Raw genomic sequence first — 17,813 nt, 5'->3', positions numbered from 1 at the left:
CTTAACCTTTCATCGCGTGCGCGAGAGCATTGAGACGAGTGCGAATCGAGCTGTCGATCCGCTGCGAGCCGATCTGGACGACCAGACCGCCGAGGAGGGTGGGGTCGACCGAGAGATCGACCGAAACGTCGGTGCCGATGCGGGTGCGCAGCTGCTGCTTGAGCGCCTCGACCTGCTCTTCGGTGAGCGGATGCGCCGAGGTCACTTCCGCGGTTGTCTCGCCGCGGTGGCGCGCGGCCAGATCGCGGAAGGCGCGGATGATCGCCGGGAGCTGCGACAGACGCCGGTTGTCGGCGAGCACGCCGAGGAACTTCGCCGTCGTATCGTCGACGTCGATCATCTCCGCGGCCGACGCGACGGCCTTGGCCGCCTGCTGGCGCGAGACGACCGGGCTGCCGATCAGCTGTGCGAACTCGCTCGACTGGGCGATGGCGGCGCGCACGCGGCCAAGGCTGGCCTCGACCGCGTCGATGCTTTTGGTGTCACGCGCGAGCTCGAACAAAGCGGTGGCATAGCGGCCGCTTAAGCTTGCTTGAATACCGCCGGATGCTTCCACGCGATTGAGGTCCTCTTGGGCACGAATGGTGGCCCCATGCAAAAAGAGGGCGCTGGGGAATGCGCCTTCAGATGGGATGGCGAGCGGTTAGCATCGGCTCGGGTCGCTTGCAAGCCATGCGCACCAAGCGGCCCTATTGCGGCAAGAACTCGCGTCTTTCACGCAACTGTAACATTCGCTTAACCATTGCTTGGCAGCTTCGAGACCATAGCGTCGGACATGAAACGAATCGCTTTCGCTCCGAAGGTCCCCCTGCTCGATCGCTGGATCGGCCGTTTTGCCTCGCGCTGGGATGCCGGCGGGCGCAACGTGCGTATCCAGCTGCGGCGGATCGTCGGGGCGTTGCTGGCAATCCAGGCTTTGCTCGCGCTCGCGCTGGTCGGCACCACCGCCGCGACCAGCCACCGCGTCAACGTGCTCGTGCTCGACCGCTTGTATCCGATCGGCGAGCTGCAGCGTGTCAATGCGAGCTACGCCAACGCGTTGCTGACGGCGAACAAGGTGCGCAGCGGCAATCTCTCGGCGGCGGGCGCGATCGCGACGATCCAGGCGACGCGTGCCGAAATCGCAACCAACTGGAGCGCGTTCACGCACCACCATCTCGATACGCGTCGGGCGAGCCAGGTCGCGCACGTCGAATCCGCGCGCCACGATGCCGATGCCGCGCTCGATACGCTCCACGACTTGTTGCGCGCCAAACGGATCGACCAACTCGACTTTTTCGTCAGCGGCCCGCTTTATGCCGCGATCGATCCGCTGACCGCGTCGAGCACGACGCTGATGACCGATCTGCGTGCCGACGCAGCGCGCGAGCGAGCCGCGCTCGATGCCGGGTTCCTCCAGGTCTTTCTGCTCGTCGCCTTCGTCACTGCAGCGGCCTTGCTCGTGGCGGTATGGGGGATGCGGATGCTGACGCTGCGAGTCGTTCGCCCGCTCGCGCTGATCGCCGAGGCGACGCGCGACATCACGCTCGAGCGCGCCGACGCGCCGATCCCCGCGCTCGACCGCAGCGACGAGATCGGCGACATCGCGCGCGCGCTGGTGTTTGCGCGGCAGCGCTCGGCCGATGCGCGCCGGCTGAGCGAGGAAGCGCGTCGGACCGCCGACGCGCTCTACGCCAACGAGCGGCGCGAGGACGCCGCGCGCGCGAAACGCGCCGCGCATCTCGACGCGCTGTTCGAAGTGTTCGAGCGGACCGCCGGGATCTCGGTGCGCCAGCTCGCCTCGACCGGCCCGGCGCTGCGCGAGACCGCCGCGGCGATGTCGAGCGAGGCGGGGACGACCGAGAAACATGCGATGGCGACCGCCGCGCTGACCGAGCAAAGCGCGAACAATGCCCGCACGATCACGCAATCGGCGACCGCGCTTGCCGGCGCGATCGAGCGGATCAGCCGTGCGGCGAACGAATCGCGCGCCGGCGTGGCGACGGTGCGCGAGCGCACGCTCGAAGGGCGCGGGCACGCCGAATCGATGGGGGCGCTGGTGGCGGAGATCGCCGCCGTGCTCGACATGATCGCCGCGGTCGCCGGGCAGACCAATCTGCTCGCCTTGAACGCGACGATCGAGGCGGCGCGCGCGGGCGAGGCGGGGCGCGGCTTCGCGGTCGTCGCCGAGGAAGTGAAGGGCCTCGCGCGCCAGACGCAGACCGCGGCCGGGCGGATCGAGGCGCGGCTCGCCGCCGTGCGCACCGCGAGCGACACCGTACTTGCGACGATCGAATCGGTCGACGGGCTGGTCGCCGAGCTCGATCAGTCGTCGGCCAATGTCGCGCACGCGGTCGATCAGCAGCGCGGCATGACGCAAGCGATCGCTTATGCCATCGCCGAGGTCGAGGACGGCACCGCCGACGCCGCCGCCAACATGCAGACGCTGCGCGAACGCGCCCAGCGCTCGCGCCAGACGTCGGACGACGTGACGCGCACCGCCGAGGATGTCGCGGGCAGCGTCGAGCGGCTGCGCGGGCAGATCAACCAGCTGATGGCCGACGTCCGCGCCGCCTGATCGCGCTTCCGTGGACGCTGCAATGTTGCTAGCGGCGCGAGCACGGGGCGACAGCGACGGAGAGTAGAATGACCGGCCAGATGCAGCAGATGACGATGTCCGACGGCGCCACCATCGGCGTCTATCACGCGCAGCCGAGCGGCGCGCGCAAGGGCGGGCTGGTGCTGGTCCAGGAGATTTTCGGCGTCACCGCGCACATTCGCGACCTCTGCGATGGGTACGCCGCCGATGGCTATGAAGTGCTCGCGCCCGCGATCTTCGACCGCGAGCATCCCGGCTTCGAGGCCGACCACGATGCCGAGGGCATGGCGCAGGGGATCAAGCTCGCGCGCGAAGTCCATCCGTTCGACCTCAGCCTCGCCGACGTCCAGACCTGCGTCGATACGCTCGCCAAGGACGGCCCGGTGTTCGTCGTCGGCTATTGCTATGGCGGTTCGGTCGCGTGGTTCGCGGCGACGCGGATGCACAATGTCGCGGCGGCCTCGGCCTATTACGGCAGCATGGTCCCCGCCGCCGCCGACGAGGAGCCCAAGGTTCCCGTCATCCTCCATTTCGGGCGCGAGGATCAGGGCATCCCGATGGACGGCGTCGAAAAGGTCATCGCCAAGGATTGGCCCAACGCGACGGTCTATGTCTACGAAGCGGGCCACGGCTTCAACTCGGACCGCCGCGAAGCCTATGACGCCGAGAGCGCCAAGCTCGCCAAGGCACGCACGCTCGAGCTGTTCGCCGCCAACGCGGGCTGACGCTGCGCTTTGAGCGCAAGCGCCGGGATGGCGCGGTACGGGGCAGCGGGTACATAAGACCGCATGACCATGCCGCGCCTCCCGCTCGACCCAGACGCCGCGTGGCGCGCCTTCGAAGCGCGCGACCGGCATTCCGATGGCCGCTTCGTCGGCGCGGTGAAAACGACGGGCATCTATTGCAAGCCGAGCTGCCCGGCACGCCGCCCCAAGCGCGAGAATATGGACTTCTACCGCACGCCCGAGGAAGCGCGGGGCGCGGGGTTCCGCGCGTGTCTGCGCTGCACCCCCGACGCGGTCGGGCGCGACCGCATCGCCGTGGCGCGCGCGGTGGAGTTGATCGAGGCGGCCGACGAACTGGTCGCGCTCGACACGATCGCGGCGTGCGTCGGCTATGCGCCGCACCATTTCCACCGGCTGTTCAAGCGCGCGACGGGCGTGACGCCTGCCGCCTATGGGCGCGGCCTGATGGCGCGCCGCGCCGCGCGCGCGCTGACCGAGGAGAGCACCGTGACCGCTGCGATCTACGAAGCCGGCTATTCCGCCCCGAGCCGGTTCTATGAAGGCGGCGCCAAGCGCCTCGGCATGAGTCCGAGCGCGTGGCAGCGCGGTGGCGAGGGGGTGACGATCCGCTGGATCCTCGCCGAGACCTCGCTCGGGCCGATGCTCGTCGCGGCGACCGACAAGGGGCTGTGCCGCGTCTCGTTCGACGAGGACGAGGGCGCGTTGCGCGCCCGCTTCCCGCACGCCGCGATCGTCCCCGGCGGCGCGGCGCTCGCCGATCTCGCCGCGCGCGTCGTTGCCAGCGTCGAATCGCCCGAGCGCGACCAGGATCTGCCGCTCGACGTCCGCGGGACGGCGTTCCAGGAAGCGATCTGGCAGGCACTGCGCGAAATCCCCTTGGGCGAGACACGCAGCTATGCCGAACTCGCCGCGGCCGCGGGCAACCCCAAGGCCGTCCGCGCGGCGGGGAGCGCGTGCGGCGCCAACCCCGTGTCGATCGTCGTGCCATGCCACCGTGCCCAGCGCAGCGACGGGACGCTCGGCGGCTATGCGTACGGGATCGACCGCAAGGTCGCGCTGCGCGATCGCGAGGGCGTAGCGTAGACGCTCCGCGCCGTTACTCGACGGGCACCGCGGAAGCGGGCGGCCCGCCGGCCTGCGCCGCCTCGCACTGATAGACGATCTTCTCGTTCGGCCGTGCGGGCAGGCTCGTGCGGATCGCGGCCTGTTGCGAGGCGAGGTTGGCGCGTCCGGCTTCGTCGGGCGAGCACGCCTTGAGCGTCACTTGCGCGCGGATTTTGCGGATATCGTCCATCTGGTCGGCACCCAGGAAATAGCGCGTCGTGACATAGCTGCGCGTCGCCGGATCGAACTGCAGCACCGATACCGTCTGCTCCTGTGCGGGCACCAGGATGCGATCCCATTTGCTGCCATTCTCGGCATATTGCGTGCGACCGTTCATGCAGCCCGCCTGGCCCCAGTCGATCACCGTGTCGGTTGTTGCCGAGGAGACGACGCGGCTGCGCTCGGGCACCAGGTGGCACACCAGCTTGCCGAGCGGCGCGCGCGACGACATCGGCGCGACGGGCGAGTCGATCTTCGCGGTTTCGCTGGGAGTGGCAAGCATCGGCGTCCCCGTCGGGCGCAGCAGGAACAGCACGACCGCGCCCGCCATCATCAGCGCGCCGATCCCCCACGCCCAGATCGCCCCGCGCCGCAGCGCCTGCGCATCGAGCAGCCCGCCCGCGCCGATCGCCATCGCGCCGAGCACGAGCAGCAGCGTGGCGATCGCCATCACGTTCTCGCGGTGCCGATCGGCGGCGTCGCGCGCGGCGATCCAGGCGGCATCGCGCGCGACCAGCGCCTTGCCCGCGGCATCGCGCCGCGCGCCGTCGGCGAGCGCGGCGGCCTTGGCCTCGGCCTGCGCATCGACCTTGTCGATATCGGCGATGCTGGTGCACGGCGTGCCGACCGCGGCATAGGGTTGCTTGGCGCGGATCAGGAAGGCGGTGAGCTCGCTATTGGCGATCGCGAAGCCGAAGCTCGAATCGCCTTCCTCGCCGCGCGTGATCGCCGAATTGACACCGATCACACGCCCGCACGGATCGAGCAAAGGCCCGCCCGAATTGCCGCGCGCGATCTGCGCGGTGTGGAGCAAAACGGCGGTCCCCGACATCTGCCGCCGCCCCGAAAACACGCCTTCGGACCGGATCGGCGAGAGGGGGTGGATGTAATCGACCGCCGATTTCGCGGTCGCCATGTCGACATTGCCGGGATAGCCGAGCGCGGTGACCATGCTCCCCTCGTCGACCGGCCCGGTATAGATTGCGGTGGTCGGGATCGGCTTGCCGGTGAATTCGATCAGCGCGAGGTCGTGCACGGTATCGAGCGCGATGACCTTGCCCTGATAGCTTTTCGAGCCCTCCGACGGCACGATGCCGATCACGACATTGCCGGGATAGCGCGCCAGCAGTTCGACGACATGCGCGTTGGTGACGATCCGGTTGGGCGCGACCGCAAAGCCGCTGCCGTGACCGAAGCCGACCACTTCATCATCGACGATCGCGATCGTCACGACGCGCACCACACCGCGCGCAGTGGCGGAGATATCGTCGGCGCGCGCCGGTGCTGCCGAAAGCAGTGCGGTCGCCAGCACCGCGATGACCATCGCCCAAGACCGCAGGAGGCAAAGGGCAAGGCTCTGGCGCGACGCGGCGCGACGGCCGCTGTCGGCGGGGAAGACGGAGGGCAGGCAGGACATGCCAACGATTCTGACAGGATAGCGCCGCGCGGGACAGGGGAAAGTGCGTGTCCGAGGCATTCGCGCGCTGGCCCGAGCCCGGGGGCGTGCCTTCAGCCAACACGGCGCCGACCAGCCAGCGTCACGCCAGCGACGGGGAGCACGATCCGGTATGCCGGACATATGCAGCCGGAAAATCCGGTCGCGAAAAGCCGCTACGAGGCCAGGATGCAGCTGTTCTTGGTCAGGGGAATCGCTGCTTCATACTGTGAAAGACCGGACAGGATTTTGCGAGCGAGGCAGCTTACGCCGTAGCGTGAGAGAGGTTTCGAAAGTTCGTCATGCTCGTCGATCGACGCTTTCCTGTCCCAGACGATGAGGCCTCTCGGCTCGACGCCCTGAAGCGCTATGCGATCCTCGATACCGCGCCCGAGCCCGTGTTCAACGATGTCGTACGGATCGCGCAACGCGTGTTCAGCGTGCCGTCGAGCGCGGTGTCGTTCGTCGACGACGACCGGCAATGGTTGAAGGCGCGGCGCGGAATCGATTTTGCCGAGACCCGGCGCGAGGACGCCTTTTGCGCGCATACGATCCTGTCGAACGCGCCGATGGTCGTCCCCGACGCGATGGTCGATCCGCGCTTCAACGAAAATGCACTGGTGGTGCACGCGCCGCACATCCGGTTCTACGCTGGCGCGCCGCTGACGACGCCGGGCGGTTTCAACATCGGCACGGTCTGCATCATCGATTCGGTCCCACGCGCGGATTTTTGCGCGCGCGAGCGGCGGCAATTGGCCGCGCTGGCGACGGTGGCGATGGCGGAACTCGATCGCCGCGCTCCGCCGGGCGACCAGCGCGGCTTGCTGCGCCACGGCGTCGCGCTGCACGGCTCGGTGAGCGGCTACGGGATCGTCCAGACGCTGGTCGAGATCGCCAACATTTCCACGCGCGGCGCGCTGATCCGCGGCAGCCTGCCGCCGCTGCAGCACCAGGGCGGCCTGATCCTGACGATCGGCAACACGGTCGTCGTCACGACGGTCGCCTGGTGCCGCGACGACACCGCCGGCCTCGCCTTCCAGAACCCGATCGACCCGATCCTGCTCGCCTGGATGAACGACCGCATCCTGGCCGGCGACCGGCGGCCCGTCGCGGCGGGCGAGCGGGCGCCGATCGCCGTGCCGCCGCCGCTGGCGTGAGTCGATCGCGTCTCGGCGCGCGTCAGCTTTCCGCCGGTTTAGCCGCCGTGGCACCCCCCGCGCGCCGCTTCTCGAGCCGCTCGAGCATCTCGCGCGCGGTCTCCTCCTTGGCCCCCGCGCCGGCGAGCCGGTATTTCACCGACAGCTTGTCGTCGCGCGCCTTGTCCTTGGCGCTCTGTTCGCCGCTCGCGCGTGTCCTGAAGGCCAGCGGCCGGATCGTGTCGATGGCATCGTCCAGCATGTCGCGGGCCTCGAAATCGGACGCGACCATCCGCCGCAGCTCGGCGTTTTCCGGCATCGTGTCGAAGGCGGCGAGCAAGCCGTTCTGCGCCCCCGCAGGCGGCAGCACGCCCTGTGCGGTAAAGCTCTCATAATAGGCCTTGAGGATGCGGGGCGTGTGCGGCGCAAGCCGGTTGGCGGCGAGGATCGACTGGCGCGCGGCGGTCCAGCGTGCCGGATCGGTGACCTTGGCGACACGCAGTCCCTCCACATCGAGCATTCCCTGGAACATCAGCGCGCGCGGATCCTGCGGCGCGACCTTCAGCCAATGCGCGACGGTGGCGCGCGCCGCATCGTGATGCTGGACGAGCATTTGCGCATCGCTCAGCACCGCGAGCGCCGACGGATCATCGGGATAGGAGGCCACGACGCTGCCGAGCCGCTGTTCGAAATCGGCGAAATTGGCAGCGGGGACACCCGCGCTCAGCCGGATCTGGAAGGGGACGAGCGCGCTTTGCGCGGGGCTCAGCGTCTGAACCGTGATCGGGCCGGGATCGAGCTTTTTGAACGGCAGATCGAGCACCTGGTGGTTCCGCACCGCCGCATAGTCGCGCAATTCCGCATCGAGCGCCGAAACATTGCCGAACGCCTTGGTCGCCGCGGCCTCGAAGCTGCTGCCGTCGTTGATCGCCTTGAGATAGGCGGTCAGCTGGCCGGGCCGCTTCTGCGTCGTCGAGAGATAATGCACGAGCAGCCAGCCCTCGGCATAGAGCAGATAGACGTTGGTCACATCGCTGTACCGGCGGGCCGAGAGGACTTGCGAGATCGGTATCCAGGCGTTGTCGTTCAGCGACTTGTAGCGGTTCTCCAGCGGGATCCCGACCGTCGTTACATCCTTTGCGCCGATCTTGGTCGTGCCGTAATAGTCGGCAAAGCCCTCGATGTACCAAGTCGGGTAGGCGCCCGAAAAGTTATGGAACATGAACTGGTGCGCCAGTTCGTGGAACAGCACGACCTGCGCGAACGAGCCGTCATCCCCTTCGATCCCGGCGCGCGGCATGACGGTGTACGATCCGCGAATGTCGTCGTCATAATAGCCCGCGACGCCGCTGCTGGGGAACGGCATCGTGTCTTGCACCGCAGTCTGGCTGGGTACCATGAAGACGCGGATCGGAGTCGTATTGGGGGTCGTCTTGGCGCCGGAGATGACCCGCAGCACGTTCTCATACTTTTCGAGCCGCTCCGCCAGCGCACGCGCGCTCGTTTCGCTCCCCTCGGTATAGACGATGAAATTGGTCGAAGTGGCCGTCCGCCACGTCGCGCCGGCAGCGCTCGACGTGGCCGCCAACAGCGCCGCACATACCCATTTCCGTACCATGTTTCAGCCCCCGCCAAATGTCGCCGACCAGCGTATCGGCCGGGTGCGGGCACGGCAAGCTAGGTCATACGAAGCTGTACGGATCGACATCGACGACGACGCGCACCTTGCTCGGCCAGTCGAGCCCGCCGAGCCAGTCGCGCACGACGTCCTGCACCGCCAGCCCGCGCTTGGCGTGGATCAACAGGCGGAAGCGGTGGCGCCCGCGCAGCATCGCGAGCGGGGCAGGGGCGGGGCCGTAGACTTCCATCGCCTCGAGCTGCGGCGCGGCGCGGCCGATCAGCCGCGCGGTCTCGAGCGCCGCCTGCTGGTCCTCGCTCGACACGACGATCCCGGCGAAACGCCCGAACGGCGGCGCATTGGCCTCGCGGCGATGCTCGGTCTCGGCGCTGTAGAACGCCTCCGTATCGCCCGAGACGAGCGCCTTCATCACCGCGGCGTCGGGGCTGTGCGTCTGGATGTAGACATGCCCCGGCTTGGCGCCGCGCCCGGCGCGGCCGGCGACCTGGCAGATCTGCTGGAAGGTCCGCTCGCTCGCGCGCAGATCGCCGCCGTCGAGCCCGAGATCGGCGTCGATCACCCCCACCAGCGTGAGGTTGGGGAAGTGATAGCCCTTGGTCACCAGCTGTGTGCCGACGACGATGTCGATGTCGTGCGCCTCCATCCGCGCGACGAACTCGGCGGCCTTGGCGGGGGACCACATCGTGTCCGAGGTGACCACCGCGATCTTGGCGGTGGGGAACAGCTCGGTCACTTCGTCGGCGATCCGCTCGACCCCCGGGCCGACCGCGGCGAGCGTATCCTCGTTATGGCATTCGGGGCAGATCTTGGGGACTGGCTCGGTATGGCCGCAATGGTGGCACGCGAGCCGGCGGACGAGGCGATGCTCGACCATCCATGCGGTGCAATTGGGGCATTGGAAGCGGTGGCCGCAGGTGCGGCACAAGGTGAGGGGCGCGTAGCCGCGGCGGTTGAGGAAGAGCAGCGACTGTTCGCGCCGCTCCAGCGTCGCCTCCATCGCTTTCACGAGGCGCGGCGCGATCCAGCGGCCGCGTTCGGGCGGTTCGGCGATCAAGTCGATCGCCTCGATCGCGGGCATCTCGGCGGCGCCCCAGCGGCCGGGGAGCTTGACCTCGGCATAGCGGCCGAGCGCGACTTGCTGGCGCGTCTCGATCGCCGGGGTCGCCGAGGCGAGGATCACGGGAATCTCCTCGAACTTGCCGCGCATCACCGCGACGTCGCGCGCGTGATAATGCACGCCCTCTTCCTGTTTGAAGCTCGTCTCGTGCGCTTCGTCGACGACGATCAGCCCGAGATTGGCATACGGCAGGAAGAGCGCCGAGCGCGCGCCGACGGTGACGAGCGCTTGCCCGCTGGCGATGCCGCGCCACGCGCGCCGCCGTTGCGACTGGCGCAGGCCCGAATGCCACGCCACCGGCTGGACGCCGAAGCGCGCGGCGAAGCGCTTGAGGAAGGGCTCGGTCAGCGCGATTTCGGGAAGCAACACGAGGCACTGGCGGTTCTCGCGGATCGCGGCGGCGACCGCTTCGAAATAGACTTCGGTCTTGCCCGAGCCCGTGACGCCGTCGAGCAAGGTCGGTGCGAACGCACGCGCGGTAACGTCGGCGACGAGCGTGGCCGAGGCGGCGCGCTGGTCGGGCGAGAGCGCGGGCGCTGCGAAATCGGGATCGGGCGCGGGGAAGGGGCTGTCGATATCGACCTCGACCGCTTCGAGTGCGCCGACCTTGACCAGCCCGCGGATCACCGCGTCGGACACCTCGCCAAGCGCAGCGAGCTCGCGGATCAGCCCTTGGAAGCTGCCGATCTTTTCGAGCGCCTGCTCGCGCTGCGGCGTCAGGCGCGCAGGGACTTCGCCGGTCGCGCGATATTCGGTGATCGTCTTGCTGCCCTCGAGCGCCGAGGTCGACGACAGCGCCATCCGCACCACCGCTGCGGGCGAGGCGAGATAATAATCGGCGGTCCATTCGATCAGCCGCCGCAGCGGCGCGGCGAGCGGCGGCACCGGCGCGACGCCGACGAGGTTGCGTAGCCGGTTGTCGCCGACTTCGGCATCCGACGGCATCCGCTCAGGCTCCCACACCACGCCGAGCAACTGCCGCGGGCCCAGCGGCGCGACGACCACCGAGCCCGGCATGACGCTCATGCCATGCGGCACGCGGTAATCGAGCGGGCCGAGCGCTGAGTTGAGGACGAGGACGCGGGCGCGGGACATGGAGCGCATATGGCGGGTCGAGGGGGCGGGTGCAAAGGGGGCGAGTGTTTCCAACCGGTTCGTCACCCCGGCCTTGTGCCGGAGTCCACCATGCCGCGAGGTTGCGGCAGGATAAGCGGCGTCGCGCCCGCGGCTGGGTAGACCCCGGCACGAGGCCGGGGTGACGGCGGTGGGTGAGGTCCGCTACACCCCCGCCATGTCAGACCTCCCCCGCCTCTACGCCGAGCACCTCGCGCGCGACCGGCGGCGTTCGGTCCACACCGTGCGCGCCTATGAGGCGACCGCGACGCGGCTGTGTGGGTTCCTCACCCAGCATTGGGGCGAGGCCGTAGACCGTACCGCGCTCGCCCGGACCGACACCGCCGATCTGCGCGCCTTCCTCGCCCAGCGCCGCAGCGACGGGCTGAGCAACGCGTCCGCCGCGCGCGAACTGTCGGCGGTGCGCGGCTTCCTCGCCTTCGCAACGGGCGAGGGCACCACGCCGCGGCTCAAGGGCCCGCGCGTCAAGAAAGGCGTGCCGCGCCCGGTGTCGCCCGACGAAGCTGTCGCGCTCGCCGACGATGTCGCCGACGATGCCAGCGAACCGTGGATCGGCGCGCGCGACCTCGCGGTCCTGCTGCTGCTGTACGGCGCGGGCTTGCGCGTTGCCGAGGCGCTGTCGCTGACCGGCGCGGTGCTCCCGCTCGGCGCGACGCTCGTCGTGACGGGCAAGCGCGACAAGACGCGGATTGTCCCGCTGCTCCCGCAAGTGCGCGCGGCGGTCGAGGCGTATGTCGCGCTCAGCCCGTACGGCACCGCGCGCGACGCGCCGATCTTCCGCGGCGCGAAGGGCGGTCCGTTGTCACCCCGCCTGGTGCGGCGCGCGGTGCAGGGCGCGCGCGTGCGGCTCGGCCTGCCCGACCGCACGACGCCGCACGCGCTGCGGCATTCGTTCGCGACGCATCTGCTCGGCCGCGGCGCCGATCTGCGCGCGTTGCAAGAGCTGCTCGGCCATGCGAGCCTCAGTTCGACGCAGATCTATACGCAGGTCGATGCCGCGCATCTGCTCGACGTCTACCGCAACGCGCATCCGCGGGCTTAGGCGCTTTTTCATCACCCCGGCCTCGTGCCGGGGTCCACCGCTCCGCGCGAGCCTCGCGGGCAGGGCGCGTATCCCGGTGGACCCCGGGACAAGCCCGGGGTGACGGTGGGGGAGGGCGCGCGGTCAAGCCCTAGGCGCGTGGCCTCCAGCGCAGCAGCCGCCACAGATAGCCAACCACGATCGCCACCGTCAGCGCGATCGCGGCAGGACCGATAAACCGATCGAGCTCGCGGAAATTCGCGCCGAGATAATAGCCCGCAACCGCCAGCCCGGTGTTCCAGATCGCCGAGCCCGCCGCAGTCCACAGCAGGAAGCGGACGTGCGACATCCGCGCCATCCCGGCGGGCAGCGACACCATCGTGCGAAAGGCGGGCATGAAGCGGAACACGAACACCACCCATTGCCCGCGCGACTGGAAGAAGGCCTCGAGCGCGACGACATGCTGCCAGTCGAGCGTCAGCCAGCGGCCGTAACGATCGACGAACGGCCGCAGCCGGTGATAGCCGAGCCGGTAGCCGATCGCGTACCAGAAATAATTGCCGACGACCGTTCCAACGGTGCCCGCGGCGATCAGCGGGACGAGCGTCATCTGCCCGCGCGCGACCGCGATCCCGCCCAGGCCCATGATCACTTCGGACGGGATCGGCGGGAAGACGTTCTCGAGCACCATCAGCACGAAGATGCCGAAATAGCCGCCCCACGCCGTGAGGTTGACGATGAAGTCGGTCATCGACTTGCCTCCCCTCCCGCTTGCGGGAGGGGCTGGGGGTGGGCGCGCGCTTTCAACGCTAGCGCCCGCTGATAGCGCGCGCCCACCCCCGACCCCTCCCGCAAGCGGGAGGGGGGAAGAAGGGGAGGGTCTCACCCACGCGCTGCAACACTCCGCTCGATCGCATCCCAGATCAGCCCCGCCACATCGGTCCCGTCGAACCGCTCGATCGCAACGATCCCGGTCGGTGATGTGACGTTGATCTCGGTCAACCACTCGCCGCCGATCACGTCGATCCCGACGAACAGCAGCCCGCGCCGCTTGAGCTCGGGCCCGAGCACCGCACAGATCTCGCGCTCCTTGTCCGTCAACTCGGTCTTCACCGCCGACCCGCCGACCGCGAGGTTCGAGCGGATCTCGCCTTCGCCGGGCAGCCGGTTGATCGCGCCGGCAACCTCTCCGTCGATCAGTACGATCCGTTTGTCACCCTTGGCGACCGCCGGAAGGAACGCCTGCACCATGTGCGGCTCGCGCCACATCGTGTTGAACACCTCGATCAGCGCCGACAGGTTCGCGCCGTCCGACCCGACCTTGAAGATCGCCTTGCCGCCATTGCCGTGGAGCGGCTTGATGACGATCTCGCCGTGCTGCGCGAGGAAGGCACGCGCCTCGTCGAGGCTGCGCGTGACGAGCGTCGGCGGCATGAACTGCGGGTAATCGAGCACGAACACCTTCTCGGGCGCGTTGCGGACCGAAGCGGGGTCGTTGACCACCAGCGTCTTGTGCGCGATCCGCTCGAGCAAATGCGTCGCGGTGATATAGCCGAGATCGAACGGCGGATCCTGCCGCATCAGCACGACGTCGGCCTCATCGCCGAGATCGAGGCTGACGGGTTCGCCGAAACTGTAATGATCGCCGACGACGCGCTGCACGGTGACGGGATCGGCCTTGGTCCAGACGCGGCCGTTCGCATAGTTAAGGTCTTCGGCATTGTAGTGGAACAGTTTGTGCCCGCGCTGCTGCGCGGCGAGCATCAGCGCGAAGGTCGAATCGCCCGCGATGTTGATATGCGCGATCGGATCCATCTGGACGGCGACAGTGAGGGACATGTTCGACTCCTGCCGCTTGCCGTCACCCCAGCGGAGGCTGGGGTCTCTGTGGCGCGGGCGCTGCGCGTCAACCGCGAGATGCCAGCCTGCGCTGGCATGACGGTTGGGGCAAAGCGCATCTAAGGTGCCGAGCCTGCGATGTCACCCGATCCACGCATTCTCGATGTGGCGCGGCTGCGTGCCGGGCGCGAGCAGGATGACATCGACGCGGATGTCATCGCCGGGGCCGGCATATTTGGCCATGAGATATTCGGCTGCCGCGGCGACGCGGGCGAGGCGGCGCTCGTCGATCGCGAAGTCGAGTTCGGCGGCGGTGGCGCGCATTTTCACTTCGACGAAGGCAACCAGCGTGTCCTTGCGGGCGATCAGATCAACTTCGCCCGCGGGGGTACGCACGCGGCGCGCGAGAATCTGCCAGCCCTTGAGGCGCAGCCACCAGCCGGCCAAGCGCTCGCCGCGACGACCGGAGGCTTCGGCCGCTTGCCGCTTCGCATTCCCCTCCCGCTTGCGGGAGGGGCTAGGGGAGGGGATGTCGCGCGGCACGCCTGAACATGCCCTCCCCTAACCCCTCCCGCAAGCGGGAGGGGAGGAGGAGCCACTACGCCTTCAGCTCCAGCGCCCGCGCGTAGAGCGTCTTGCGATCCAACCCCAGCGCCTTGGCCACTTCGCTCGCCGCCTGCCCGGTCGACAGCCGCGTCAGCGCCTCGGCGAGCGCGCTGTCGGCATCCGCCGCGCTCGCCGCTTCGGGCGCGCCGGGGCCTGCCACCACGACGACGATCTCGCCCTTGGGCGGCGCATCGGCATAGCGCGCGGCAAGCTCAGACAACGTCCCCGTCACCGCTTCCTCGAAATGCTTGGTGATCTCACGCGTCACCGCCGCCTCGCGATCCCCCAGCCCCTCGGCGAGTGCCGCAAGCATCACGCCGAGCCGCGGGCCCGATTCGTACAGCACCAGCGTCGCGCGTACCGCCGCCACCTCGGCGATCGCGGCGGCGCGCGCTTGCGCCTTCGACGGCAGGAAGCCGAGGAACAGGAAGCGGTCGGTCGGCAACCCGGCGAGCGTCAGCGCCGCCACCGCCGCACACGGCCCCGGAATGGTCCACACGGTATGCCCCGCCGCGCGCGCATCGCGCACCAGCTTGTAGCCGGGGTCGGAGATCAGCGGCGTCCCCGCATCCGACACCAAGGCTACCGCTTCGGTCCCCATGCGGGCGATCAGGCCGGGGCGAACGTCCTCGGCATTGTGGTCGTGATACGGCGTCATCGGTCGCTTGACGCCGATATGGTTCAGCAACTTGCCCGTCACCCGGCTGTCCTCGACCGCGATGATCGCGGCGTGGCTGAGGATATGCGCCGCACGCGGCGTGAGATCGCCGAGATTGCCGATCGGGGTGGCAACGATGTAGAGGCCGGGGGAAAGATCAGGGTTCATCGGGAGTGGTCATGGCAGAGCGGGATATGGGCGCGCAACGTCCCATCGGGTTTAAGCGGCTTTTGCGCGGGGCAGCGTTGGTCGGCGCGGTGCTGCTCGCGGGCTGCCAGACGGTCGTGCCCGGGCCCGGCCCATCGCGGCGCCCCCCGGCGGAGCGCCCGTCGCAGAGCCAGCAGCCTGCGGTCGAGCCGGGCATCCCGACCGATACGCAGCGCCACCGCGTCGCCTTGCTCGTGCCGCTCTCGGGGGCGAATGCCGGCGTCGGGCAGAGTCTGGCCAACGCAACGCAGATGGCCCTGCTCGATTCGCGCAACGAGCGCGTCCGCATCACCAGCTACGACACCGCCGCCGGTGCCGCGCAGGCCGCGCAGCGCGCGCTTGCCGATGGCAACCAGCTGATTCTCGGCCCCTTGCTCGCCGACGACGTCCGCGCGGTGACGCCGATCGCGCGGCGCGCCGGCGTTCCCGTGGTGAGCTTCTCGAACGATGCCACCGCGGCGGGCAACGGCGCGTATCTGATGGGCTATGTCCCCGCGCAGTCGATCATCCGCGTCGTCAAATATGCGCACGACCAGGGCGTGGCGAGCTTCGGCGGCCTCGTCCCCAACGGCGTGTACGGCGAACGCGCCTCGACTGCGTTCCTGCGTGCGGTCGAATCGGCCGGCGGCCGCGTCGGCGCGCTGCAGACCTATGATCGCGCGCCGGGCTCGATGACCGCGGCGATCACGCGGATGGCCAAGAGCGCACCGTATCAGGCGATCCTGATCGCCGATGGCGGCTCTGCGGCGGCGGCGGGCGTGCCCGTGCTGCGGCGCAATGGCATGGGCGGCGCGCGCATCCTCGGCACCGAATTGTGGAATTCGGAAAGTTCGATCGCGAGCAAGCCAGCGCTCGAGGGCGCGTGGTTCGCGAGCGTCTCGGACGGGCTGTACCGCCAATATGCCGCAAAATACCGCGCCCGCTTCGGCGCCGCGCCGTTCCGGCTGTCGAGCCTCGGCTATGATTCGGTGCTGCTGACGATCCGCATCATGCGCGACTGGCCGATGGGGAGCGCGTTCCCCGAGGACCGGCTCAAGGATCGCGGCGGTTTTTCAGGGATCGACGGCGCATTCCGCTTCGGCCGCGACAATGTCGCCGAGCGTGCGCTCGAAGTGCAGGAGATCCACAGCGGAACGACGGTGACGGTGTCGCCGGCACCGAGCGGGTTCTGATGTTCTAAAGCCCCTCCCCTGAAGGGGAGGGGCTGAGGACGATCAGCGGCAGGATCGCATCGAGCAGCAGCATCCCTGCGTCGGTGACGCGCAGATGGTCGCCAGAGCGTGCAACCAAGCCCTGCGTTTCGAGCCGCGCCGCCGCCGTCCAGTCGATCAGCGCCTCGACCGTCGTCTCGCCCAGCCCCGCGATCCGCGCGAGATCGACCCCTTCGCGCAACCGCAACCCCATCAGCAGCGCTTCGGTCGAGCGCTCGCCCGGCACCAGCGGCTGCTCGATCTGCGCGCCGTGGCCGTTGCGCGCGACCGCGCCGATCCAGTTCTCGGGCTTCTTGTGCCGTGCGGTCGCAAGGCCACCGCGCCGCCCGTGCGCGCCCGGACCGACCCCGGCATAATCGCGGTAGCGCCAGTAAACGAGGTTGTGGCGGCTCTCCGCCCCCAGCCGCGCATGGTTCGAAATCTCATACGCCGGCAGCCCCGCCGCCGCGGTCGTCGCGCGCGTCGCCTCGAACAGATCGGCGGCGGAATCGCCATCGGGAATCACGATCCGCCCCGCCGCCGCCTCGGTCGCAAAGCGCGTGCCGGGTTCGATCGTCAGCTGGTAGAGCGAGAGATGCTCGGTCCCGAACGACAGCGCGCGGGTGAGCTCGGCATCCCAGGCCGCGAGCGTCTGGCCGGGGCGCGCATAGATCAGGTCGAAGCTGACGCGCGCAAAGGCCGCTTGCGCGGTCGCCAGCGCGGCGAGGCCTTCGTCGACCCCGTGCGCCCGGCCGAGGAACACCAGCGCTTGGTCGTCGAGCGCCTGCAGGCCGAGCGACACGCGGTTGACCCCGGCGCGCGCGATATCGGCAAAGCGCGCCGCCTCGACCGAGGAGGGATTGGCCTCGAGCGTGATCTCGATATCGGGCTCTGGCGGCCAATAGCTGGTCGCCGCATCGATGATCGCGGCGACCGTCGCGGGCGGCATCAGCGAGGGCGTGCCACCGCCGAAGAAGATCGACCCGAGCCGCCGTCCGGGCAGCGCCGCCGCCTCATACGCCAGGTCGGCAAGCAGCGCGTCGCGCCACGCCGCCTGGTCGACGCTCTCGCGGACATGGCTGTTGAAATCGCAATAAGGGCATTTCGAGACGCAGAACGGCCAATGGACATAAAGCGCGAGCGGCGGCGTTAGCAGGGGCGTATCGGGGGCATTCATCAACCGG

General features: G+C 69.1%; 15 protein-coding genes. 6 read left to right on the top strand and 9 right to left on the bottom strand.

The window, feature by feature from the left end:
• Nucleotide 1: 1 nt before the first annotated feature.
• Nucleotides 2-556 (bottom strand): F0F1 ATP synthase subunit delta, encoded by a 555-nt coding sequence (locus IE187_RS08395; protein WP_133186361.1) that lies wholly within the window; start codon nt 554-556, stop codon nt 2-4.
• Nucleotides 557-775: 219 nt separating this feature from the next.
• Between IE187_RS08395 and IE187_RS08390 the strand changes: the two genes are divergently transcribed.
• The 3 genes from IE187_RS08390 (at nt 776) to ada (ending at nt 4,407) form a co-directional block, all read left to right on the top strand.
• The gene (locus IE187_RS08390) at nt 776-2,557 is read left to right on the top strand and encodes a methyl-accepting chemotaxis protein (RefSeq protein WP_189675865.1); all 1,782 of its coding nucleotides are present in this window, start codon (nt 776-778) and stop codon (nt 2,555-2,557) included.
• A gap of 68 nt (nt 2,558-2,625) precedes the next feature.
• Entirely contained in the window at nt 2,626-3,303 is a 678-nt protein-coding gene (locus IE187_RS08385) for a dienelactone hydrolase family protein (RefSeq protein ID WP_189675864.1), read from the top strand.
• A 63-nt stretch (nt 3,304-3,366) separates the two neighbouring features.
• Nucleotides 3,367-4,407, top strand: coding sequence for a bifunctional DNA-binding transcriptional regulator/O6-methylguanine-DNA methyltransferase Ada (ada, locus tag IE187_RS08380; RefSeq protein WP_189675863.1), 1,041 nt, complete (start codon nt 3,367-3,369; stop codon nt 4,405-4,407).
• 13 nt (nt 4,408-4,420) lie between these two features.
• Here the strand turns inward: ada and IE187_RS08375 are convergent, their stop codons facing one another.
• Complete coding sequence (locus tag IE187_RS08375; protein WP_229839359.1) at nt 4,421-5,971, bottom strand: S1C family serine protease; 1,551 nt, start codon at nt 5,969-5,971, stop codon at nt 4,421-4,423.
• Between the two features lie 413 nt (nt 5,972-6,384).
• Between IE187_RS08375 and IE187_RS08370 the strand changes: the two genes are divergently transcribed.
• The gene (locus IE187_RS08370; RefSeq protein ID WP_189675861.1) at nt 6,385-7,239 is read left to right on the top strand and encodes a GAF domain-containing protein; all 855 of its coding nucleotides are present in this window, start codon (nt 6,385-6,387) and stop codon (nt 7,237-7,239) included.
• Between the two features lie 22 nt (nt 7,240-7,261).
• Here the strand turns inward: IE187_RS08370 and IE187_RS08365 are convergent, their stop codons facing one another.
• Both IE187_RS08365 and IE187_RS08360 read right to left on the bottom strand, forming a co-directional pair.
• Entirely contained in the window at nt 7,262-8,836 is a 1,575-nt protein-coding gene (locus tag IE187_RS08365; RefSeq protein WP_189675860.1) for a peptidase MA family metallohydrolase, read from the bottom strand.
• 64 nt (nt 8,837-8,900) lie between these two features.
• Entirely contained in the window at nt 8,901-11,078 is a 2,178-nt protein-coding gene (locus IE187_RS08360; RefSeq protein WP_268249497.1) for a primosomal protein N', read from the bottom strand.
• A 187-nt stretch (nt 11,079-11,265) separates the two neighbouring features.
• On the opposite strand from IE187_RS08360, the gene IE187_RS08355 reads away from it, so the two are divergent.
• Nucleotides 11,266-12,150, top strand: a complete 885-nt coding sequence (locus tag IE187_RS08355; RefSeq protein ID WP_189676232.1) for a tyrosine recombinase XerC — start codon at nt 11,266-11,268, stop codon at nt 12,148-12,150.
• A 130-nt stretch (nt 12,151-12,280) separates the two neighbouring features.
• Here IE187_RS08355 and IE187_RS08350 read toward each other — a convergent pair whose 3' ends face one another.
• The 4 genes from IE187_RS08350 to rsmI all read right to left on the bottom strand — a co-directional run bounded on the left by IE187_RS08350 (nt 12,281) and on the right by rsmI (nt 15,400).
• Complete coding sequence (locus tag IE187_RS08350; protein ID WP_189675858.1) at nt 12,281-12,880, bottom strand: DedA family protein; 600 nt, start codon at nt 12,878-12,880, stop codon at nt 12,281-12,283.
• A 131-nt stretch (nt 12,881-13,011) separates the two neighbouring features.
• On the bottom strand, nt 13,012-13,968 hold the full coding sequence (gshB, locus tag IE187_RS08345; RefSeq protein ID WP_189675857.1) for a glutathione synthase: 957 nt from the start codon (nt 13,966-13,968) through the stop codon (nt 13,012-13,014).
• A 141-nt stretch (nt 13,969-14,109) separates the two neighbouring features.
• Nucleotides 14,110-14,511 carry a YraN family protein gene (locus tag IE187_RS08340; protein WP_229839309.1) on the bottom strand — a complete coding sequence of 134 codons (402 nt, stop codon included), beginning with the start codon at nt 14,509-14,511 and terminating at the stop codon, nt 14,110-14,112.
• A 55-nt stretch (nt 14,512-14,566) separates the two neighbouring features.
• Nucleotides 14,567-15,400, bottom strand: coding sequence for a 16S rRNA (cytidine(1402)-2'-O)-methyltransferase (rsmI, locus tag IE187_RS08335; RefSeq protein WP_189675856.1), 834 nt, complete (start codon nt 15,398-15,400; stop codon nt 14,567-14,569).
• A gap of 11 nt (nt 15,401-15,411) precedes the next feature.
• Here rsmI and IE187_RS08330 point away from each other — a divergent pair, with 11 nt between their 5' ends.
• Complete coding sequence (locus IE187_RS08330) at nt 15,412-16,611, top strand: penicillin-binding protein activator (protein ID WP_189675855.1); 1,200 nt, start codon at nt 15,412-15,414, stop codon at nt 16,609-16,611.
• Nucleotides 16,612-16,615: 4 nt separating this feature from the next.
• Here the strand turns inward: IE187_RS08330 and hemW are convergent, their stop codons facing one another.
• Nucleotides 16,616-17,806, bottom strand: a complete 1,191-nt coding sequence (hemW, locus tag IE187_RS08325; protein WP_189675854.1) for a radical SAM family heme chaperone HemW — start codon at nt 17,804-17,806, stop codon at nt 16,616-16,618.
• Between the last annotated feature and the right edge of the window lie 7 nt (nt 17,807-17,813).

The organism is Sphingomonas glacialis, from assembly GCF_014653575.1.
In the GTDB taxonomy this organism is placed as follows: Bacteria; Pseudomonadota; Alphaproteobacteria; order Sphingomonadales; family Sphingomonadaceae; genus Sphingomonas; species Sphingomonas glacialis.
The sequence above is the reverse complement of the archived record's forward strand: the minus strand, read 5'-3'. Positions and strand labels throughout refer to the sequence as shown.